This is a genomic window from Bradyrhizobium sp. McL0615, from assembly GCF_049993905.1.
GTDB lineage: Bacteria > Pseudomonadota > Alphaproteobacteria > Rhizobiales > Xanthobacteraceae > Bradyrhizobium.
In genome coordinates, this window is record NZ_CP188254.1 from 3,985,784 (window position 1) to 4,007,166 (window position 21,383).

The window sequence follows — 21,383 nt, forward strand, 5'->3', positions numbered from 1 at the left end:
CCCTTCAACTCTTACGGCCAAGGACAGCAGAGCGTAGAGCAGCATGCGACGGTGCAACGGAATTCCAGCTATCCGCGGGAAGCAGCCGAATCCGGGAGCCGCGCCATCGGCGGTCGTCCGGCAGGTTGCCCTCATTCCTTTTGCGGTTGTGGGGCCTCTATTCGTGTGTTCGGTCGTATCGTGCCAGAGTTAAATCTCGCGGCCAATTGGCTGCGATTTCCGCGAACATCGCCAGCGCCGGGAATGGTCGCAGCACGACGCGGGCATGTCTTCGTTCTGGAACAGCATGTCGAAGGCGATATGTGGATGGCGTACGACGCCAACTCCGGCGGTCACGCAACCAGGATACACGCGCGATCACTACGCGGATATGCGGTCGTAAATCCACATGCGGCATGACTACCGTTAAGTGAAAAGAGGCCGCCAAGGGCGGCCTCTTGCATAATACGACGTAGCGATTTCCAGCTATGCGGCTGATAGGGCCCCCGCATCTTGGATTCGCGGCCCAGGCCGAAGCGGCGGATTACGCTATCGCTAATCCACCTTACGACCGCTTCGCCTCATCGAGAAACGCCTGCACCGCCTCGAACAGCTGCAGCCGATTTCGCTCCATGATGATGGTGTGCGTTCCCTCGGCCAGCGCGACGTAGCGTTTGCCCGGCGAGTTCACCAGCAGCGGAAACAAGGCCTGCGCCATGTAGGGCGGCGTGTCGCGGTCCCATTCGGCGTGGATCAGCAGGGTCGGCACGGTGATCTTGGCGGGATCGTAATAGGGCTTGCCGGCGCCGAAGAAGTCGGCGCTGTCCTGCACGACGCCGTTGGGGGCGCGCAACACCGGCGGAGTCATCGCGGCGCCGACCGGATCAGTCGCGAACGTCGCGTCCGCCCAGGCGTCGAACCAGCCGGCGGGCACGAGGCTGGCTTTCTTGTCTTCCGGCACGCCGGTGTACCAACGCTCCTTCGCCTGGTCGCGATTGACCATTCGGTACGCGGCAAGCTTGCCGGGACCGGCCTGAACCAGTGACGGCGTTTGCCGGATCCAGGCCGGTGCGTAGAGAACGAGACGTTCGACCTTCGCGGCGTTTTGCGTGGTGTAGGTCGCCATGAGCGTCGTGCCCCACGACCAGCCCAGCAAGTTCAGGCGCGGAATGTTGCGGCGCTGCAGGATGAAATCGACGGCGGTGCCGATGTCCTTGACCGCGGTCTGGCCGGTGACGATGGGAGAATTTGCTTCCGGCTTGTCGGCCATCTCGGCAGGCCGCGTGGACTTGCCGTAGCCGCGCAGGTCCAGAAGCCACACGTCATAGCCGCGGGACGCGATGTATTCCATCCAGGACAGGCCGTCGAGCTTGAGGTCGAAAGCCGTCTCGGAAGGGTAGGTCGCGCCGTGGACGTAGAGCACGGTCTGCTCCGGCCGGAACGAGGTCATGTCAGCCGGACGTTTGTTGCGGACATAGATTTCGATGCCGGGATCGGCCGTCTTCACCATCATCTCTTCAGTCACCAGAGTCCTCGTCTGTGCCAGCGCGGGAATCGAAATGAGCGTTGCGAGAAAAAAGCCTGCTGTCGCGATTGAAATTCTCAACGGTGCCTCCCTGACGTTCTTGGTTTTGCTTCCAACGCAACGTAACGGGAATTCCGGCGGCGGTGCATCTAATTCTCGCCCGGTTCGCGCGGTACAGTGCTGTCGCAGCCGGGATGCGTGCCCACAGGTGGGTGCCAGGGGCCGGTTGGGCGTGCGCGATGGCGCGATTTTCCGTAGCAAGTTCAACGTGATTTGCCCCGTCCAGTCTTGCGCGCAAAAATATTCTGCTTTCCCTCGCCCCCAAATCAGCGGTTATTTCCGTGCCGTCCCGTCTCGACAAGAGGGGCGGATCGCGCGTCGTCACGAACGCGGGACGGGATGCGATGGACGCAGGCAGCGTCAGGCGCGAAGCGTGTTCGCAGGGCGGTTATCCGTGAGCGGACACGGCGCGCAAGATGACCGGCGCTGAAGCGTACGGCAAAACCGCGTGGTTCTGGCATCCGTGGCTGATGTCAAGCTGCCGGTGGCGAAGCTGATCCGACCGGATCGATCCGTCATCAAGCCGGCAGCGATGGAGGCAAAAGGAATTCGTCTCCAGGGAGAGCGCGGCATAAGCCGTCAAACCATTGCGCAGGGGATGCCGGCGTGCTCCGGCTGTACCTGTATGCTCGTGTGCGCACTTCCTTGTGCACATTGCACACGAGACCGCGGGTGCAGCAAGCACCCGGCATTCCCTGCTCCCTCTGTGTTGAGGGAGAAATTGTTAAGCAAGCCTCGAACGCAATTTGCGTCGCGAGAACGCGGATCTATGTCGCAAATGTCTCCACCCGTCATTGCGAGCGAAGCGAAGCAATCCATTCTTTCGTTATGCCGCGCCATGGATTGCTTCGCTTCGCTCGCAATGACGTGGATAGGCCGCAGCGTGCTGGATACCCCGCATGTACAGGAAATAATGGTCTGTGGCTGCTGTCGGACCAGAAGACTACCCCTGCGGCGTCACCGAAATCCGCGCGCAGTCGCGGCGGCCCATCAGCACGCAGTCCTGGGTCTTGCGCAGATCGGCGATGCTGACTGCAAGCCAGATACCGATCGCGGTCAGCGCCACGGTGAACGCCAGCGCGGCGACATTGGCGAGCATGCGATGACGGAAATCGTCGCCCTCGTCGCGCGGCCGCTCGTAGCGGGACAGATCGCTCGCCGCCGGCAACGTGCTGGGGGTCTTGTTGCTGCCGAGGGTTTTGCTGTTCAGGGCCTTGGCCGGGTCGGGTTCTTCCGCTCCGCCCGGCGGGTGGGCCGAGGTGCGCGGCCGGAACTTGAGCACCACGTGCTCATCGTCCGAAATAATGGGCCGCTGGGTTTTCACTGCCGCCGATCCGCAAAAAATCCTGAACCTTTCATAGCACGGCGGCAGCGCTTCCAACATCAAATCTTGCCAGATGCGGGGCTGCCATCCACCCGCGCAATGTCTAATGGAACCTGCTGCGTCGATCGAAAGCCCGTGGCGTCAGGCCTTCTGGCAGTCTGGTATGCCTGCCGCCAAGCCGGGTCGCGACCATTTGAGGGCTCGCACCATCGACGCATAGTAAACTTCGTCCAAGGGCAATTCGCCGGCTTGGGCACGAGGAATAAGCAGAGGGGCAAACCATGGCCAACACGCGCGACCCGATTCTCAAGCCGATTCCGATCCTGTCACTGCGTCCGACCCAGATGACGGTCGGCCTGCGAGAGGTCAAGGAGAAGCGCGAGCGCTGGCGGGAGCACAAGTCGGAAAGGAAACGCGCCGAACTGCTCGGCAAGCACATGATCCCGGTCGTGCTCGGACCGGACGCGCACCATTACGTCGTCGACCATCATCATTTGGCGCGTGCACTGCATGATGAGGGTGTCGAGAGTGTCCTGGTCACGGTGATCGGCGATCTCACCATGGTCGAGCGCGAGGCGTTCTGGACGGTGATGGACCACAAGCGATGGGCCTATCCCTATGACGCCAAGGGCGAACGCCGGGCCTTCAAGGATCTTCCGAAATCGGTGTCCGGGCTCAAGGATGATCCGTTCCGCAGCCTGGCCGGGGAATTGCGCCGCATCGGCGGCTTTGCAAAGGACATCACCCCGTTCAGCGAATTCCTGTGGGCGGATTTTCTGCGCCGCAAAATCTCGCGTAAAAGCGTGGAGGAGAATTTCGACAAGGCGATGGAAAAGGCGCTCGGCTTCGCCAGGAGCAAGGACGCGGTCTATCTGCCAGGCTGGTGCGGACCCCTCGATTAAGCGCTATGTCGGTAGTTTGTCCGAGAAGGAGTCAGCCGGCTGATCCTGCCCGGTCCCGTCCTTGCCGCCAAGCCTCTTGTGCAGCCAGCGTTCCGTCCGGCCACCGACGGTCAGGACCGCGAATGTTATCGCCAGTGCGATGATCACCACGCGCCACTGTCCAAGGCCGCAGACAATTCCGATGCAGGCCGCCAGCCAGGTGCAGGCGGCACTGGTGAGCCCGCGAACCCTGAAATGACGCCCCGCGTGGACAATGACGCCTGCGCCGAGAAAGCCGATTCCGGTCAGGATTCCCTGCATCACCCGGCTGCCGGCATCCGAGACGATCTTGGCCTCGTCCGTATGGACCAGCACCAGCAGCATGGCCGTCGCAAGGCTGACCAGCGCCAGCGTCTTCAAGCCGATCGGCTTGCCGTGCAGATCGCGATTGAGGCCGATCAGCCCGCCCGCGAGCGTGGCGACGCCAAGACGCAGTATGATTTCGCTCCAGTCCAGCAATGCGGGAGACCTCCGGGCTCAGCCCTGTTTCGGCAGCCGCCCCATCATGTAGAATTCGTCGTTCGGGCGCATCGCGGTGACGTTGGCCAGCCGGTTCGACAGCGCAAAGAAGGCCGCGATCGCTGCGATATCCCAGATGTCGTCTTCGGAAAAGCCATGGCCGGCAATTTCCGCAAAATCCGTCTCCGAAACCGTGTTGGCCTGCTGGCTCACCTTCATGGCGAAGTCGAGCATGGCGCGCTGCCGCGGCGTGATGTCGGCCTTGCGGTAGTTGACGGCGATCTGGTCGGCGATGACGGGGTTCTTGGCCCGGATGCGCAGGATCGCGCCATGGGCAATCACGCAGTAATGGCACTGGTTGGCGGCGGACGTCGCCACCACGATCATCTCGCGCTCGGCCTTGGTCAGCCCGCTGTCCTTTTCCATCAGTGCGTCATGATAGGCAAAGAAGGCGCGAAATTCGTCCGGGCGGTAAGCCAGCGTCAGGAAGACGTTCGGGACGAAGCCGGATTTTTCCTGCACCGCGAGGATCCGGGTGCGGATGTCCTCCGGCAGCCTGTCGATGGCGGGCGGTTGAAATCGTGTGGGCGCGGGCTTGCTCATGAAAGGGTTCCGGCTGGGGCCGCAAGGCGGCGTTACCGGGACCATATAGCTTTTTGCGGCGAAGTGGATACCGGCTCGCGCAAGCAAATCACGCAAACCGTGCGGCCGTCAGCGCAACGGCTTCTTCAGCAGCGAGAACCGGTCGGGGTCGAGCCCCATCGAGGGCTGCAGCATCGGCGCTTCCACCGGCGTCATGACGCGGGCGGCGGGCCGGTCGTTGATGCCGGGATCGCTCGGCACGTCGCGGTTCGAGGTAGCGCCGCGCCAGCGCTCCAGCACGGCCGAGACGAAGTGCATGTCATGGCCGGCCGAGACCGACGGCACCGACGCGATGGTGGCTTCGCTGCGCGGCAGCTGGTGGACCGGAACCTCCTTGAAGCGCAGGCGTGTCGGCAGCGCCACACCTTCGCCGAAGGCCAGCACTTCGCGGGTGCCGAGCGAGGGCACGAACGACAACAGGTTCGCGGCGGCGTCGGAAACCGCCGAGCGCAGCAGCGCCTGGTCGCGGTCGTTGGCAAGCCGCATCGCAAACAGCGTGTTGCACTGGGAGATAATGGTGGCGTCGAGTTCTGCCGGACGCTGGGTGACGAGGCCGAGAAAGACGCCGTATTTACGGCCTTCCTTGGCAATGCGCGAAACGGCTTTCCGGGTCGGGCCGAAGCCGATGTTGCGGTCGGCGGCGGCGTAGCGGTGTGCCTCTTCGCAAACGAACAGCAGCGGCGAAACGCCGTCGCTCCACAGGCCGAAATCGAACGCCATGCGGCACAGCACCGACACCACGGAATCGACGACTTCGGCGGGGAAGCCGGCGAGCTGCATGATGGTCATCGGCCGGCCGTTGGCAGGCAGGCGGAACAGGTGACTGATGACTTCCGCCATGGTGTCGCCGCCGACATTGGCATTGTCGAACATGAAGGTGTAGCGGGGATCGTTGCGCACGGTCTCGATGCGCGAAATCAGCTTGTGATAGACGATGCGCGAGGAGCGGTTCTCCAGCTTGCCCATCCGCTCATCGATCAGCGAAATCAGATCAGACAGGCGGTACGGCACCGGCGTATCGACGGTGTAGCCGCCCGACTTGGGCTCCAAGCGCTTGAGACCGAGCCGGTCGGAGTTCTGGTACTGGGTGTAGAGGCCCTTCGCCATCGGAATGATTTCGGCGAGAACGTCGAGTTCTTCCGGAACGCCAGGGCGGCCGCCGAACAGGACGTCGACGATTTCCTCGAAATTGAACAGCCAGAACGGCAATTTGAGGTTGCGCGGGTTGAGCACCAGCGAGCGATCGCCGAAGCAGCGGCCATACTCGTTGTGGACGTCGAGCAGGAATACCCGCAGGTTCGGCCGCGCCTTGAGAATCTCGTTGAGCAGCAGCGATACGCTGGTCGATTTGCCGACGCCGGTGGAGCCGAGCACGGCGAAGTGCTTGGAAAGCATCTCCTCGACGTCGACATAGGCGATCACCGAGCGGTCCTGCTGCAGGGTGCCGACATTGATCTGGTCCGATCCGCTCGGTGCGTAGACGGTGCGAAGGTCCTCTGCGGTGACGAGATCGACGGCATCGCCGATGGTCGGATAATTGGTGACGCCGCGCTGGAATTTGGGACGCTCGCCGCCGGAAATTTCGCCGAGCAGGTCGACCGATGCGGTCGCCATGTATTCATCGGAGCTCAACTGGTTCTCGCACGACACCTCGGTGATCATCGCAATGATGGTGGTGGCCGCGGCGCAACGAATGCTGATGAAGCGCCCGACAGTGGCGCGGGCTTCGGAGACAGGTATCTGGCCCGGTGCCAGAAGTCCGACCCGGGCGAGGGAGCCGCGCACGGAAATCACACGTCCGAAGGATGTCACGGTGTTGGATCTCATGAATTGGAGTCTGGCCCCATTATGGGCAGCCCCGACTAGCGAAACGGTTAAACAGGTGGGAGTTCGTATCAGCTAAATCTGTGGCATCTCGGTCAGGATTCGTTTTTGCAGCGGAGTCCCGTCAGCGCCGTCGCGTGTCAGTTTGCGCTTGAAAATAGAGGCTTTCTTGCATTTCCCGACGCGCCCGACAGCGGCTCTGGATTAATCATCCGTTTACCATCTCGCACGACAGCGTCGGCCGGACGGGGCATCCCGGTAACCTCCAATGCCGGATCGCGGATTGAGGCCAGCACGTGTGGAAGGTAACCGATTGCTAACCGCGAGTTGTAACGCGACTTCCATCAGTGCTGCGTAACACTATCGCGGGGCGCACGATCAGCGGTCTGAGTTCCATTGCACGGAATCCTGTCGCATTCCAAAGGCAGATCGGGTGAGTAACGAGGGTGGTCGTCAAATGTCGGGCGGTTCGGTCGGTTCTGCGCAAGGAAGCAGAACGGTCAAACTGCTTGTGGTGTGCGGGATCCTGCTCGCGGCGGTGATTGCAGCCGACCAGGCGACGTGGAGCCTTCGCGAACGCGTGCTGCTTGCGCTCGTCGCCGTCCTGGCCGTGATCGCCGGTCTGCTGGTGAGGCGCGATCGCTTGACCGATCAGCGGCTGGCGGCCGAGCGGCGCCAGCTCTCGATTGCCGTCAACAACATCCCGCAAGGCCTTGTTCTCTATGATGCATCCGCGCGGATCATCATTTGCAACCAGCCCTATCTAGACATGTTCGGACTATCGCCTGACGTGGCCAGGCCCGGCTGCACCATGCAGCGGCTGATCGCCCACCGGAAGGAAACCGGATCGTTCGATGGCGACGTCGATGAATTTTGCAATGCGATCATCCAAACAGTGTCGCTCGGCAAGGCAACGCGGCAGCTCACGGAAGCCCCGGGTGGCCGGGCGATCGAGATCATCAACCGGCCGCTGAGGAGCGGCGGGTGGGTCGCGACCATCGAGGACGTCACCGAGCGCAAGCGCGCCGACGAGAAGATCGCGCATCTGGCGCATTACGACGGGTTGACCGACCTGCCGAACCGGATCCTGTTCCGCGAGCGGCTGGAACAGTCGCTCAAGGCGATACAGCCCGGCGAGCAACTGGCGGTGCTCTATATCGACATCGACGAGTTCAAGAGCGTCAACGACGCGCTCGGCCATCCGATCGGCGACGAACTGCTCAAGGGCGTCGCCGAGCGCCTGCGCGGTTGCCTTAAAGAAACCGACGTGGCGGCCCGGCTCGGCGGCGATGAGTTCGCCGTCATTCAGATCGCTATCAAGGACCGGGCGGAAACCACCCGGCTCGTGGATGAAATCCATTCGGCGATCAGGCAGCCGTTGGAATGCATGGGGCATCTGATCACCACCGATGCCAGCATCGGGATCGCGCTGGCCCCCGGCGACGGAGTAGACCTCGATCAGTTGTTGAAGAATGCGGACCTTGCGCTTTACGGCGCCAAGGGCGACGGACGGCGAACCTATCGCTTCTTCGAGGCCGGCATGGATCAGCGCGCCAGGGCGCGGCGAAGCCTGGAGCTCGAGCTGCGTCAGGCGATCAGCGACGGCATCCTCGAGATCTACTATCAGCCGGTGGTCAATATCGAAGACGACAAGGTTTCATCCTGCGAGGCGCTGCTGCGGTGGCGGCATCCCGAACGCGGCATGATTTCGCCGGCGGAATTCATTCCGATCGCGGAAGACAGCGGTCTGATCAACCAGCTCGGCCTGTGGGTGCTCAATACCGCCTGCGCCGAGGCCACCACCTGGCCGGATCATGTGCGCGTTGCGGTCAACGTCTCGCCGGTGCAGTTCAGGAGCCCGTCGCTGGCGTTGAACGTGGCGGCGGCGCTCGCGGCTTGCGGCCTTCCGGCCAGCAGGCTGGAGCTCGAGATCACCGAGGCCGTGCTCATTCGCGACGACGAGGCGGCGCTCGACATGCTGCACCAGCTGCGCGAGCTGGGCGTTCGGATCGCGCTGGACGATTTCGGCACCGGATATTCCTCGCTCAGCTACCTGCAGCGTTTCCCGTTCGACAAGATCAAGATCGATCGCTCCTTCATCAGGGATATCGCTGGCGCCGGCGCATCCTCGTCCATCGTCCAGGCCGTGGTGAACATCGCGGCCGCCAGCGACATGACGACCACGGCGGAGGGTGTCGAAACCGAGCAGCAGCGGAATCTGCTCTACATCCTCGGCTGCACCGAGATGCAGGGCTATCTGTTCAGCCCCGCGATACCGGCCGCAGATGTCAGGCGGCTGTTGCTCTCGCACCGCGGCAGGGCCATGTCGGCTGCTTGAAGCCGGCTGCTTGAAACACCCGGCGCGGCTTGCTATCCAGTTCTGCATAACAAGAAACAGGGCAGGGTGGACCGCGATGAATCGCGACAACGCATCTTGAGCGAGCCGGGGCCGCCTTCCGCGCTCGCACCATTCCGTGTCAGGAATTACCGCTTTCAATGGCCGGCTGATCTGATCACCTCGTGGGCGTTCGAGATGGAAACGCTCATTCTCGGCTGGTACGTGCTGGTCGAGACCGGATCCGTCCTGCTGCTTACCTTGTTTGCCTCGCTCGGCTATGTCGGTACGCTGGTAGCGCCGATGTTCGGCGTTGTCGGCGACCGGATCGGTCATCGCGATCTGCTGGCGATGATGCGCACGACCTACGCGGTGCTGGCGGTCGTACTCATGGCGCTGGCGTTGTCCGGCCACCTTGCGCCGCTCTATGTGTTCATGATCGCGGCCGTGATGGGCATCGTCCGGCCGTCCGATCTGGGCGTGCGCGGCGCTTTGGTCGCGACCATCATGCCACATGGCCAGTTGATCGGGGCGATCAGCATCTCGCGCACCACGATGGATACCGCGCGCATCGCCGGCGCGCTGAGCGGCGCCGGATTGTTTGCCGCGCTCGGCATGGGCCCGGCCTATGTGGCGATCGTCTGTCTTTATATTACGGCGACCGTGCTGACGCTGTGCATCGTGGCCCCGGCAAGGCCGCACGCGGCGGGCGAGGCTGCCAGCGAGGCGTTGCAGCGCTCGCCGCTGCGCGACCTCAGGGAGGGCGTGGCCTATGTCTGGACCACGCCGCGGATGCAGGCCGCGCTCTGGGTGGCGTTCCTCGCCAACCTGACGGCGTATCCGCTCACCAATGGCCTGCTGCCCTACATCGCCAGGGCGATTTACGGCACCAACCAGACCGGGCTTGGATATCTATCGGCGAGTTTTGCGATCGGCTCGCTGGCCGGTTCGATCGTGTTGAGCCTGATCCGCGATATCAGGGTGGCGCGGCTGATGATCGGCGCCACCGTCGTCTGGTACGCGACCTTGCTGATCTTCGTGCAGATGCAGACGGTGCCAACCGCGGTTGCGTGCCTGGTGGTGGCGGGCTTCTCGCAAAGCCTCGCCATGATCTCGATCGCCGTCATCCTGATGCGGACCGCGAGCGAAAATTTCCGCGGCCGGGTGATGGGGGTACGCATGATGGTGATCTATGGCCTGCCGATCGGCCTGTTGGCTGCCGGCAGCCTGATCGACGAGATCGGATTCGCAGCGACTGGAACACTCTATGCGGTGGCCGGCCTGGCGCTGATGCTGGCAGTCATCCTGCACTGGCGCGCCGACCTCTGGCACGTGCACGCGCCGGCGAATGCGAGGTAGGCAGACGGCCTCGGATCACGCGGGCCGGTCGACCAAAGGGGAACTTCCGATTGCGAGCGCACCTGGTCCGTGGCAGGCTCGGGACCGGCCATGGCGAAACGTACACCGCACCGGAAGACTGGAATCACGAGGCACAAGGTCGCCGACGGCATCTATCTGCTTCGGTTCAAGACCCAGTATGAACTGACGTCGACGTTCCTGCGCGTGCAGGAGCATTACGAGTCGCCGCAGTTTCACGGCCGGATATTCACGCTCGAACAGTATATGGACTGGTACGTCGCCGAGAACGGCGCCTTTAGCTACTTTCAGGACTGGTCGGGCTTCAACGTACCTTCGACGGCCTTCCAGCCCTTCTACGAGGGCAAATTCGATCCGCTGACCCGCAAGGAAAAGCGGCTGCTCGGGCTATTCAGAAATCTGCAGGGACGCTTCTACGTCATCGGAACTTACGACGACGGAAAGAAGGGGACCCTTACCCATGAACTCGCTCACGCGCTGTTCTTCATCGATAATGACTACCGGCATGCCGTGCGCGAGGCGATGGGTGGCTACGACACCTCAGCGCTCGAAGAGCAACTGGCCAAGGCGGGTTATGCCCGCCACGTCATTGCGGATGAAGTGCAAGCCTATATCGTGGCGCCTTCCGGTGAGCTGGGTGCAGCTTCACGGGCACTGATGCCGTTGCGCAAAAAATTACGCGCACTGTTCAGGCAGCATGCGAAGGGGCTGTCGCTGCCCGCGATCACTTGAATTTTGTCGTAATGAAAGTGACAGTTTCCTGCTGCCTAAAGTAGTTGCAATGCCAGACGGTGTTCGAGGTCTTGAAGTCGCAGACATCCTGCACCTTGAGAGGGAAATCGAGCTCGCCGAGTTCCGTCATTGAAAGCGTGTCGACGACGAGATCGTTCGCGCCCGGGAAGACAATGTCGGCAGCAAGATCTTTCATCCGATCCTGGCGGAAGTTTTGCCAGAACATCCACCCCGGATTGTCAGTCTCGAAGTTCGATTTGACCACGTAATACATCGGACTTACCGCACAGGGGCCCAGCCGAAGCAAGTTGAGTTCATGGTTGTTCTCGACCCTCGATTGGCCGGAGAGTCCGGGGATCAGCGCAACCAATGCATCGAGCAGGGCCGTGTTGGCGAGAGCGCCCGTCACGGACACGATCACCTCAATCAGCGAACTCGCGACCCAAAGAAATGGATTGGCGGCACCGGCGAGCTTCATCGTTCCTGCGGCGAACGTGCCGATGTTTGAAAACAGGCTCATGGCATGCTGCAGCTTGTCGGGTGCCGCCAGCGATGTGCCATGCAGCGGCGAACCGGCAAAAACCACGCGCACCGGGGTATCGGGCGAAAGATCAAGCGACTTCCCGAAGGCCTCCAGCCACCAGCGGACGATCAGTCCTCCGCGGCTATGTGCGATGACATCGATCTGCCCGGACGAGCCGGCCATGAACCGTCCGAGCTCGAGTGCATTGATGACCGGACTTACCGCGAGCGTCGCGTGCTCGAAGAATGCAATATTGTCATATTTTCGCTCACCGCTGTGAGCCGCATCGAGGAATGCCTTGCCGTGCGGCGTGGCGACAAACTCTCCGAGCATGTTGTCGGCATTGGAGAATGTCCCATGCACAAACATCAGCGTCCGGCCGGTAAATGGCCCTCTGATATCGGTCGCATCAAGAACAAATTTATCGTTGGGCAGCCGTCGCAACGGCCGCAATCGCGAACGGAGGGTCGTCGGGATCGATGGGTTGAGGTGCTGGTCGATGGTGCCGATTCCCGCGGTCACCTTGTTCGGGGCGAGCACCGGAAATTGTTTGGCGAGCACCAGGGTGCCGTCAGGGGCTGCGGGCAAACCGGCGCGCGCCCGCTTGCGACGCAGCGAGGACCCGCTTGCCGGAACGCCGTCGCGCCAGAAGAGGACGCCGTCCTCTTCCACCAGCGAGACGGTTTTGATCGGATTCTCCGGCGTATTACCGGCCCGGCGGCGGCGGCGTCGTAGCCCGCCGACTGTTTCTTCGTCTTCGTTGTACTCCACGTAAAGGCCTCGGAAGATATCCTTATGGTCTTCCAGGGCCTTGAGTTGAGGCTGAAACCTGGTGGGATCTTCGAAGATGTGTTGGGGCATGTTCGATTCCGTCACGCGTGGATGATCGGAAGAGGGGTGACCGGCGGTGATGCGGCGCGGGCAAGTTGAACGTCGAGCAGGCTGTCGAACTCTTCCCTGCTGCGCAGGTTCGCTCGGCCCTCCGTCTTGGCGTCGCTGAAACTGCTGCCATTTGTCAGGAAGGTGGCCTCCAGCATCACGAGATCGCCCGACATCACATAGGCCATGACCTCGGCGTAATTCAGCGCGGTCAGACGCCATCCGTATCGATCGACGTAGGGCAACCCAACATCGCGCGCGACCTTGTCTCCCACGGCCGGCACCGTCGCCGGCACTTTTTTCACCGTGGCAAAGACTTCGTCATGAACTTGGTCCGATCGCCAATAGCCCACGAAGGCATGGCCCGTCAGCAGAACGAGGACTGGATATATGCCGACATATTCGAGGCAAGATGCGAGCAGCAGCGCAAGATCGATGCACGTGCCCGAGTTGGACCCGACGATTTCGCTGGGCGTGCGCAGACGTTGCGTCTTGGTTGAATAGGCCGGCGGCGGATTGATATACTGAAATCGATATTCGCTAACGAGAGCAGTCCATACCGACTGCACTTGCTTGTCGACGACGTCCGGATCCTCCTGCTGGTAGCCGTCGAAGCCAGCGCCCAGATCGTCAAGAATTCCGATCAGGTATCGGCGCGCTGAGTTGATGATCTTGAGAATCGCCGGATCCCTCGGCAGCACAAACGAGGGCAGCCAGGGATTGTTCTCGGTGTCGTCGAGCCACTCATCGACCGGGATGAGAGTCACGCGCCGGGTCTCCTCGCAGGCCGTACGTCCCCCGCAGGTTACCTTGACATAGACGGTCGATTGCACGCGCTCGCGCAAGGCGCGCGAGAGGCTCGCAGTCAACGGAATCATCACTTCCGATGCCAGCCCGAGCTGCACTTCGTTGAGCACCTCGATCGTCTGTCGATATGGGTAGCTCTCGGCGCCGACGTAAAGCTCCACATGTACGGTGATGTCCTCGAGCGGACCATCCACCAGTTTGGTCAGGGTGAGTTTGGAAAGCAGTTGCCGGCTATTGTGCAACAACGAATAATTGACCTCATCCTCAACGGCGAGATCGACCAGGATCAGCTTGTCGATTGCGGTATTCCTGAGCTTTTCCAGATGGGCAAGGCGGCGTTCCCGCTGCTTCTCAACTGCCAGCTTCTTGGTCTTTACCGTCGCTTTCGCCCGGACGTTCTTTGGCGACCGCGACGTATGCGCCTGATCGAATATGCTTCGCCCCATCCAGATCACGATGGCGGTGCCGTGCAGACGATCACTGCTCCGCATTTTCTCCCAAGCGGCCTGAAACGCCTCGGGAATGGTGAGGGGAGTGTTATCCTTTTGCGGCCGGCACCACGCCCAATAGAAAGCCTGAAAGAAAAGCTCACACAGCTCGTCGTCGATTTCGTCGAGAAACCCGAGGGCGGCATGGGCGCCCTTGGCGACCAGTTCGCGGGCGGTGTGGGCTCCGGAATAGAACAGGTTCAAGGTAACGACGTATGGCGGCTTCTTTGAGCTCACCAGAATATTTGCCAGACCGTCAGGGCCGTCGTAGCGGACGGGACGTTCGCTCTCGCCCGCTTCACGGAGCACCATTCCATCGAGAAGACGGCCAGACGCGGTGGAGATGTCTTTCCAGATAGCCGGCTTCTCCTTCTGAAAAACGTCGTAAAATCCCTTCACGAACCAGCCTGCCTGATGCGCATCGATGCCGGTGACGTGGATTGCATCCCACTTGTCTTTCTTTACCTCCTCTCTCAGCTCGGTAATCTGCGGCGTTTTCTTGATCAGCATGTCGTCTTCAAACGGGCCGGTCGCTCCCACCGCCGCCCGGATACGATCCTCCTCGTCGCCGAATACGTATGTGTCCTTCAGCCGGCCCGGCGCGCTCTCGACGAACAGAACCTGCTCGGGAGGGCGTGGAATGACGGACGGCGAACCGTTGCGGAAAAGACGCGTAATGAGCAGGGATTGAAAACGACCCTCGCTGCGGGTCGCGGCGCTGATCAGGTACTCCCAGGGGAATTCGGCCGCGGCTTCGTAAATTCGGGTTGCGTCGGCGTCGCTGCGGTCCCAGTCGTGCAATTCGACTTCGATGCGGTCGACCAGGGCCAGTTGCCGGAGGAAGTCGCGATGGACGCCGATGCTGTTGAGGTCTTCGCTCGCGCGGTCGGCGATCGTGGAACGAAGATCCGGGTCGGAAGCCCACCGCGCCCGACCGCGCAGGATATAGTTCCACTGCTGTGCCAGACGCGGCAGTCGTTCCGGGTGATCCGGTCTTGCAACCAGCACGCCGCCTTGCGCGCGGATGGTGACGAACCCTTTGCCTGGGTTAGTCTGGGTAGCGGGGGGCTTCGAAGCCTTCTTCTTCGCGCTGCGTTTGCTCGGACGGTTTGCCATTCGGGCAACTCCCGACAAATATGGAAGGCGGCTTCGGGCCTCTAAAATCTTGTAAAAAATGAATGCACGTTAAAGTAGTTTGCTACCTTTAACAAAAATTTCGTGTCTGGCAAAGAGGCTTGGCGCCGCAGCGCCGCCGCAGCTGCTCGGAGGGGCGCGGGCGTCCCACAGCAAGCGGGCGCCCGGTTTATCCATTCCTTCGGTCGGCTTGGTGGTGCTTGAATGTCGGCTGGTGCGATGCGGCGGGCCGGCGGTCGCCGCCTCACTGCATCTTGATATTGGCCTCTTTCAGCACCGGCTCCCATTTCGCGGCCTCACTGCGCATGTAGGCGTCGAAATCCTTGGGCGAGCTGCCGACCGGCGTGGCGCCCATCTTTTCCAGCGCAGTGAGGAGGACCGGATCTTTCAGCGCGGTGGCAAGGTCGTCGTGGATCCTGGCGACCAGGTCAGGCGCCATGCCGGCGGGTCCGAGAAAACCCCACCAGACCGAGGCGTCATAGCCGGGGATGCCTGCCTCCGCGACCGTGGGAACATCGGGCAATGCCTTCGAACGCTGGGCCGTCGTCACCGCAAGCGCGCGCACCGCATTGCCCTCGAGCTGGCCGACGACTTCGGGCAGCGGATTGACGCTCATCGGAATCTCGCCGGCGATGACGGCGGTCAGCGCCGGGGCGCCGCCCTTATAGGGGATGGACTGGATCTTCACCTTGGCCATGTAGTTGAGAAGCTCGCCGGCGAGATGGGCCGAGGTGCCGTTGCCGGACATGCCGTACGATAAAGACTCCGGCTTTGCGCGCGCCGTCGCCAGCAACTCCTGCAAATTCTTTACCGGACTGTCTTTAGACACCACGATTGCGAGCGGCGAATAAGCGATCTCGCTGATCGCGGTAAAATCCTTGAAGGTGTCGTAGGGCAGTTTTGGATAGAAGAACTGGTTCAGCGGATGGCCGCTGGCGACCAGGATCAGCGTGTAGCCGTCCGGCGCCGATTGCGTGAGCGCCTGCGACGCGATGATGCCGCCGGCGCCCGGACGATTTTCGATGACCGGCTGCTGTCCCCAGGTCTTCGACAGCGATTGCCCGAGCGTGCGCGCCAGCACGTCGACGGCGCCGCCGGCGGCGTAGGGCACCAAAATGCGCACGGGCTTGGTCGGGAACGTCTCCGCATAAGCGTTTGTGCCGGCCAGCGTAAACAGGGCGGTGGCGGCGATGCCGTGGATGATTGCTCTGCGTGAGGACATGAAATCCTTGCTTATTGGCCGTATCATTTGAGAAATTCATGCGCCGTTCCTCGTCGCGTGTGGCAGTACGTGACGAGGCGGCGTGGGCATCGCTATTCCGCAGCCGACATCGTGGCGCCGCGCAATCCGGCGCGTGCGATCGCGGCTCCCACCACGCCATCCGACTTCATCTCGTTGGTGAACTGGCGGATGAAAGCCATTGCCTGCTCGCGTCCTTTGGGAATGGCGATGGCGTGCCGCTCGATCCCCCAGCGGCCTTCGAGAACTTTCGATCCCGGCAATTTCTCAGCCATTTCGAACAGCGCGGCCTTGTTGGTCGCGTAGGCATTGATCGCGCCGGTCGACATCATCTCGATCGCGACATCGAAGGTGGCGGCGCGAACGATCTGGGCATGCTTGAAGTCGCGCGAAAGGGCGGCGTCGGAGGAACTGCCCGTGGTGACGCCGACGCGCAGCCCCGGCGCATCGACCTCCGCCGGTACTGTCAGCGCGGACCCGCGCGGGACGAGATAGCCGAGCTCGATTTCGAGAAAGGGCGGACCAAAATCCATATCGCGCGCCCGCACCGCCGTCGCATTGGTAAAGGCGACATCGACCTCTCCACTTTTGACGGCGGCGAGGACTTCGGCGTTTTTGGCGAACACGACCGGCTCAAAGGGGACGCCGAGCCGCCGCGCGAGCTCCTTGCCGAGATCGTAGCCGACGCCGCGCGGCTCGCCCGATCCGGCATCCGGCAGGATCGAGGTTGGCGTTCCCGGATAGAGTCCGGCCCGCAACGTGCCCGACGGCGCCAGTATCAGGCGCGGTTCCAGATCGACCGCGATGGCAGGGCCACAGGCCAGTGCGCCGGCAACGATTAGACACGCAACGATGATCCGGTGCATCCGGCGGCTCTCCCTGGCCATTCCGTCCAGTCGTGGGGCGGCACGCCACCCAGATGTTTGTTGACTGGACCTGATATTTTGTACAAACGTACAAAAGTCGAGAGCGGAAAGCAAATGCCATGACGCGAAATCCCAACATGCGGGAAGCCATCCTGAGCGCGGCCGAACTGCTGTTCTCGACGCACGGCTTCAATGCCGTCTCGATCCGCGACATCGCGCTGGAAGCTGGCGCCAATCCGGGCAGCATCACCTATCATTTCAAGAGCAAGGACGGCTTGCTGCTGGAAATCTACAAGCGCCATTGCGGGCCGATGAACAAGCGCCGCATCGAATTGCTGGTGGCGGCAAGGCGCGTGCGCGACGTTCAGGACCGGCTGGAGGCGATCGCGCGGGCCTATGTGCAGCCGGCGTTTTCATCGAGCAGCGACCTTGCCGGCGGCGGGGCACGCTTCACGCGGCTGCGCGCCGTGATGTCGGCCGAAGGTAACGCGGTGGTGGGGCGCATCATCGCCGAGATCTTCGACGACACCACCAACGCCTTTATCGAGGCGATCGAGGAAAGCCTGCCGCATCTGCCGCGGACGACGATCGTGTGGCGGTCGCAATTCCTGCTCGGCGCACTCTACTATACCCTCGTCAGCCCGGAGCGGGTCACGCGGCTGTCCCGCGGCGAAGCCGATGGCGCCGACATGGCGGAAGCGATCGAGCAACTCGTCGCATCGACGGTCGCCTCGTTGCAGGCGTCCGACGTCGATCACATCGACAGCGCATCCCCCCGACCGAAGCCGGCCCAGCCACCCGCAAAAAGCGTCGCCGCAAAGCGGAAAGAAAATCCGGTCGACTAGTTTTCCCGGAAATTATCTAGCGCGAGTCCAACACTGCAGAAGGCATCATGCACAAGCCGACGATCCCCGGACCCGATCCCGATACGCGAACGCCGAAATTCAAACTCCCGGCGCTGGCGTGTGACGCGCATACCCACATCTTCGGTCCCGGTGACAAATACCCCTACGCGCCGGGACGGCCCTATACGCCGCCCGATGCGCCACTGGAAGATTTCCAGGCGCTGCACAGGAAGCTCGGGATCGGGCGCGCCGTCATTGTCAATGCCAGCGTGCACGGCACCGACAACCGGGTCGCGCTGGATGCCATCGCGGTCAGCAACGGCACTTTTCGCGCCGTCGCCAATATCGACGACAGCATTACCGAGCGCGGCCTTCGCGACCTGCACGAAGGCGGCTTTCGCGGTTGCCGCTTCAATTTTGTGCGCCATCTCGGCGGGGTGCCTGATATGGCCGCCTTCCACCGCATCGTCGCGATGGTCGCGCCGCTCGGCTGGCATATCGACCTGCATTTCGACGCGATCGACCTGCCGGAATATGCCGGGATGCTGGCAGAACTGCCGGTGCGCTACACCATCGATCACATGGGACGCGTCAAGGCGTCCGACGGCCTCGACCAGCTTCCGTTCCGGACGCTGATCGAGCTGATGCAGCGCGACGAGAAATGCTGGGTCAAGGTGTGCGGCTGCGAGCGGGTATCGTCGGGCGGACCGCCGTTCCATGACGCGGTGCCGTTCGCGCGCCGCATCGTCGAGACCGCGCCTGATCGTGTGATCTGGGGGACCGACTGGCCGCACCCCAATGTGAAGGTGATGCCCAATGACGGCGATCTGGTCGATTTGATTCCGCTGTTTGCGCCGGAGCCCGAACTGCAGCAGAAGATACTGGTCGACAATCCGGCGCGGCTGTTCGAGTTTTGAAGGAGCGCGTGCGATGGCGGACAAGCGATACACAATGAGTCGGCGCGGCGCGTCGCTCGCCGGGATGGCCGCGCTGGCGGCGGCATTGTTGCGGCCGCAGATCGCCGACGCGCAAAGCTATCCGACCCGGCCGGTGCGGCTGATCCTGCCGTTCGGCGCGGGCGGGGTTGCCGACGTCACGGCACGGCTCGTTACCGAAAAACTCGGCGAAAAGCTCGGCCAGCGCTTCGTCATCGAGAACATGGCCGGCGCCGGCGGCATCAACGCCGCGCGCGCCGTGCTGTCCGCGCCTGCGGACGGCTATACGCTGGCGCTGTTTTCCAACGGCACCGCTATCTCGGTATCGCTATTCAAAAGCCTCGGCTTCAATCCGGTGACCGACTTCGTTCCGGTTTCGAGCATGGGCTATTTCGATTTCATCTTCGTCACCCAGGCCGGCGCGCGATATCCGACGCTGGCTGAATTCATCAAGTCAGCGAAGGAAAAGCCCGGCGCGCTCAATGTCGGCACCATCAATGTCGGGTCGACGCAGAATCTCTCGGCGCAATTGTTCAAATCGACTGCCGGTGTCGACGTCGCCATCGTGCCGTTCCGCAGTTCGCCCGATGTGCTGATCGCGCTGTTGCGCGGCGATATCCAGATGGCGATCGAGAATTACACCGCGGTGCAGTCCCATGTTGCCGACAAGGCAGCTATTGCGGTGGCGTCTTCGGGCACGGTCCGCACCACATTCCTGCCCGAGGTGCCGACGGTGAAGGAAGCCGGCGGTGGCGATTTCGAGGCGCGGTCCTGGAACGCGATATTTGCGCCCAAGGGCACGCCGCCGGAGGCGATCAGGACGCTGAACGCCGCGCTGCGCGAGGTGCTCGACATGCCGGATTTAAAGAAGCGCGCGCTCGATCTCGGCATCGAGGCCAAGGCCAGTTCGCCCGAGGAAATCCTCGACCGGCTGAAGGCTGATATCGATAAATGGGCAGCGGTGATCGAGCGGGCGGGAATTACCAAACAATAGTCACGCGGCCGGTGCGGCCCACCACGTGCAACAAGCCAAGAAGGAAATCCCGATCATGAGCAATGCTGGCAAAACGGGCCTGGTGGTCACCGCGCATCCCGGCGATTTCGTTTGGCGCGCGGGCGGCGCGATCGCGCTGCATGTGAAGAAAGGTTATCGCGTCAAGATCGCCTGCCTGTCCTTTGGCGAGCGCGGGGAAAGCCAGTTTGCCTGGAAGGAAGCGGGCGCGACGATGGAGAAGGTCAAAGCTGGCCGGCGCGACGAGGCGCAGCGGGCCGCGGAAATGCTCGGTGCGGAGATCGAATTCTTCGACGCCGGCGACTATCCGCTGCGGCTGACGGAGGCGCATTTCGACCGCATGGTCGACATCTACCGCGAGCTCAATCCGTCCTTCGTGCTGACGCATGCGCTGGAAGACCCCTATAATTTCGATCATCCGAACGCCGCGCACTTTGCGCAGGAAACCCGCGTCGTCGCACAGGCGATGGGCCACAAGCCCGGCGCCAAATACACCTATTCCGCGCCGCCGGTGTTTCTGTTCGAGCCGCACCAGCCCGAGATGTGCAATTTCAAGCCGCAGGTGATCCTCAACATCGACGAGGTCTGGGAGATCAAGCGTAAGACGTTTGAAATTCTCGCCGCGCAAAAACACCTGTGGGCCTATTATGAGCGGGTGGCGCTGCAGCGCGGCGTGCAGGGCGGCCGCAATACCGGCAAGCCCATGACCTATGGCGAGGCCTATCAGCGACTGTTCCCGATGGCGATGGAGGAACTGGCATGAAGACCGTCGTCGTCCGCAACATCAAGCGCACTGATGCCGACCTGGTGAAACGGCTTGGGACGCTCGGCGTCGCCACCGCGCACGAGGCCTATGGCCGCTTCGGGCTGATGAAGCCCTATCTGCGCCCGGTCTGGAGCGGAGCCGAGACATCAGGCACCGCCCTGACCGTGCTGGCACAGCCCGGCGACAACTGGATGATCCATGTCGCGGTCGAGCAGTGCCAGCCCGGCGACATCCTGGTGGTCGGATGCACGACGGATAATACCGACGGCATGTTCGGCGATCTGCTAGCGACCTCGCTGATGGCGCGTGGCGTCAAGGGGCTGGTCATCGACGCCGGCGTTCGCGACGCCAAAGCGCTGCGTGAAATGGGCTTTCCGGTGTGGTCGAAGGCGATCTCGGCCAAGGGCACGGTGAAGGCGACGCTGGGTGCGGTCAACGTGCCCGTGGTCTGCGCCGGCATCAATGTGGTGCCTGGCGACGCCGTCGTCGCCGACGATGACGGCGTTGTAGTGATCGGGCGCAAGGACGCGGCCGACGTCGTCGCCAAGGGCGAGAAACGCGTCGCCGACGAAGACGGTAAGCGCAAGCAGTTGGCGGCCGGCGTGCTCGGCCTCGACATATACAAGATGCGCGAGCCGCTGGCGAAGGCGGGTCTCGTTTATGTCGACCAGTTGGAGGAAGACTGAGGTG

Annotated in this window: 17 protein-coding genes and 2 pseudogenes; 10 read left to right on the top strand and 9 right to left on the bottom strand. The window is 62.4% G+C overall.

Annotation, left to right across the window (positions count from 1 at the left end):
- Positions 1 to 99 precede the first annotated feature (99 nt).
- A pseudogene (locus ACPPVP_RS18775) lies at positions 100 to 399 on the top strand (hypothetical protein); the annotation flags it as partial.
- Between the two features lie 145 nt (positions 400 to 544).
- Here ACPPVP_RS18775 and ACPPVP_RS18780 read toward each other — a convergent pair.
- The gene (locus ACPPVP_RS18780; RefSeq protein ID WP_426536888.1) at positions 545 to 1,504 is read right to left on the bottom strand and encodes an alpha/beta hydrolase; all 960 of its coding nucleotides are present in this window, start codon (positions 1,502 to 1,504) and stop codon (positions 545 to 547) included.
- Positions 1,505 to 2,507: 1,003 nt separating this feature from the next.
- Positions 2,508 to 2,888 (bottom strand): hypothetical protein, encoded by a 381-nt coding sequence (locus ACPPVP_RS18785; protein WP_426537931.1) that lies wholly within the window; start codon positions 2,886 to 2,888, stop codon positions 2,508 to 2,510.
- A gap of 281 nt (positions 2,889 to 3,169) precedes the next feature.
- Here ACPPVP_RS18785 and ACPPVP_RS18790 point away from each other — a divergent pair, with 281 nt between their 5' ends.
- Positions 3,170 to 3,790, top strand: a complete 621-nt coding sequence (locus ACPPVP_RS18790) for a ParB-like protein (protein ID WP_426536890.1) — start codon at positions 3,170 to 3,172, stop codon at positions 3,788 to 3,790.
- Between the two features lie 3 nt (positions 3,791 to 3,793).
- Here the strand turns inward: ACPPVP_RS18790 and ACPPVP_RS18795 are convergent, their stop codons facing one another.
- From ACPPVP_RS18795 to ACPPVP_RS18805, 3 genes are all read right to left on the bottom strand, one after another.
- Positions 3,794 to 4,288: an MgtC/SapB family protein gene (locus ACPPVP_RS18795; protein WP_426536891.1), complete on the bottom strand. Its 495-nt coding sequence runs from the start codon at positions 4,286 to 4,288 to the stop codon at positions 3,794 to 3,796.
- Between the two features lie 18 nt (positions 4,289 to 4,306).
- The gene (locus tag ACPPVP_RS18800; RefSeq protein WP_426536893.1) at positions 4,307 to 4,891 is read right to left on the bottom strand and encodes a peroxidase-related enzyme; all 585 of its coding nucleotides are present in this window, start codon (positions 4,889 to 4,891) and stop codon (positions 4,307 to 4,309) included.
- Between the two features lie 108 nt (positions 4,892 to 4,999).
- Complete coding sequence (locus ACPPVP_RS18805; protein WP_426536895.1) at positions 5,000 to 6,757, bottom strand: ATP-binding protein; 1,758 nt, start codon at positions 6,755 to 6,757, stop codon at positions 5,000 to 5,002.
- Positions 6,758 to 7,340: 583 nt separating this feature from the next.
- On the opposite strand from ACPPVP_RS18805, the pseudogene ACPPVP_RS18810 reads away from it, so the two are divergent.
- From ACPPVP_RS18810 to ACPPVP_RS18820, 3 genes and pseudogenes are all read left to right on the top strand, one after another.
- Positions 7,341 to 9,092: pseudogene (locus ACPPVP_RS18810) on the top strand (putative bifunctional diguanylate cyclase/phosphodiesterase); the annotation flags it as partial.
- A 96-nt stretch (positions 9,093 to 9,188) separates the two neighbouring features.
- On the top strand, positions 9,189 to 10,448 hold the full coding sequence (locus tag ACPPVP_RS18815) for an MFS transporter (protein ID WP_426536897.1): 1,260 nt from the start codon (positions 9,189 to 9,191) through the stop codon (positions 10,446 to 10,448).
- A gap of 90 nt (positions 10,449 to 10,538) precedes the next feature.
- The gene (locus ACPPVP_RS18820; RefSeq protein WP_426536899.1) at positions 10,539 to 11,198 is read left to right on the top strand and encodes an ABC transporter ATP-binding protein; all 660 of its coding nucleotides are present in this window, start codon (positions 10,539 to 10,541) and stop codon (positions 11,196 to 11,198) included.
- On the opposite strand, the gene ACPPVP_RS18825 is transcribed toward ACPPVP_RS18820, so the two are convergent.
- From ACPPVP_RS18825 to ACPPVP_RS18840, 4 genes are all read right to left on the bottom strand, one after another.
- On the bottom strand, positions 11,191 to 12,582 hold the full coding sequence (locus ACPPVP_RS18825) for an esterase/lipase family protein (RefSeq protein ID WP_426536901.1): 1,392 nt from the start codon (positions 12,580 to 12,582) through the stop codon (positions 11,191 to 11,193). The two genes, ACPPVP_RS18820 and ACPPVP_RS18825, sit on opposite strands and share 8 nt — an antisense overlap.
- Positions 12,583 to 12,593: 11 nt before the next feature.
- Positions 12,594 to 15,011 carry a hypothetical protein gene (locus tag ACPPVP_RS18830; protein WP_426536903.1) on the bottom strand — a complete coding sequence of 806 codons (2,418 nt, stop codon included), beginning with the start codon at positions 15,009 to 15,011 and terminating at the stop codon, positions 12,594 to 12,596.
- 262 nt (positions 15,012 to 15,273) lie between these two features.
- Entirely contained in the window at positions 15,274 to 16,251 is a 978-nt protein-coding gene (locus ACPPVP_RS18835) for a Bug family tripartite tricarboxylate transporter substrate binding protein (RefSeq protein ID WP_426536905.1), read from the bottom strand.
- A 92-nt stretch (positions 16,252 to 16,343) separates the two neighbouring features.
- Positions 16,344 to 17,135 (bottom strand): transporter substrate-binding domain-containing protein, encoded by a 792-nt coding sequence (locus tag ACPPVP_RS18840; RefSeq protein WP_426536907.1) that lies wholly within the window; start codon positions 17,133 to 17,135, stop codon positions 16,344 to 16,346.
- A 119-nt stretch (positions 17,136 to 17,254) separates the two neighbouring features.
- Here ACPPVP_RS18840 and ACPPVP_RS18845 point away from each other — a divergent pair, with 119 nt between their 5' ends.
- Genes ACPPVP_RS18845 through ACPPVP_RS18865 form a run of 5 tightly spaced genes read left to right on the top strand, consistent with a single transcriptional unit; the run spans position 17,255 to position 21,379 of the window.
- Entirely contained in the window at positions 17,255 to 17,980 is a 726-nt protein-coding gene (locus tag ACPPVP_RS18845; protein WP_426536909.1) for a TetR/AcrR family transcriptional regulator, read from the top strand.
- A 47-nt stretch (positions 17,981 to 18,027) separates the two neighbouring features.
- A complete protein-coding gene (locus tag ACPPVP_RS18850; RefSeq protein ID WP_426536911.1) occupies positions 18,028 to 18,897 on the top strand; it encodes an amidohydrolase family protein in 870 nt (289 codons plus the stop codon).
- 13 nt (positions 18,898 to 18,910) lie between these two features.
- Positions 18,911 to 19,909, top strand: a complete 999-nt coding sequence (locus ACPPVP_RS18855) for a Bug family tripartite tricarboxylate transporter substrate binding protein (protein WP_426536913.1) — start codon at positions 18,911 to 18,913, stop codon at positions 19,907 to 19,909.
- A gap of 55 nt (positions 19,910 to 19,964) precedes the next feature.
- Positions 19,965 to 20,690, top strand: coding sequence for a PIG-L deacetylase family protein (locus ACPPVP_RS18860; protein WP_214487132.1), 726 nt, complete (start codon positions 19,965 to 19,967; stop codon positions 20,688 to 20,690).
- On the top strand, positions 20,687 to 21,379 hold the full coding sequence (locus ACPPVP_RS18865; protein WP_426536916.1) for a 4-carboxy-4-hydroxy-2-oxoadipate aldolase/oxaloacetate decarboxylase: 693 nt from the start codon (positions 20,687 to 20,689) through the stop codon (positions 21,377 to 21,379). The genes ACPPVP_RS18860 and ACPPVP_RS18865 overlap by 4 nt, the downstream gene beginning before the upstream one ends.
- Positions 21,380 to 21,383: the final 4 nt, after the last annotated feature.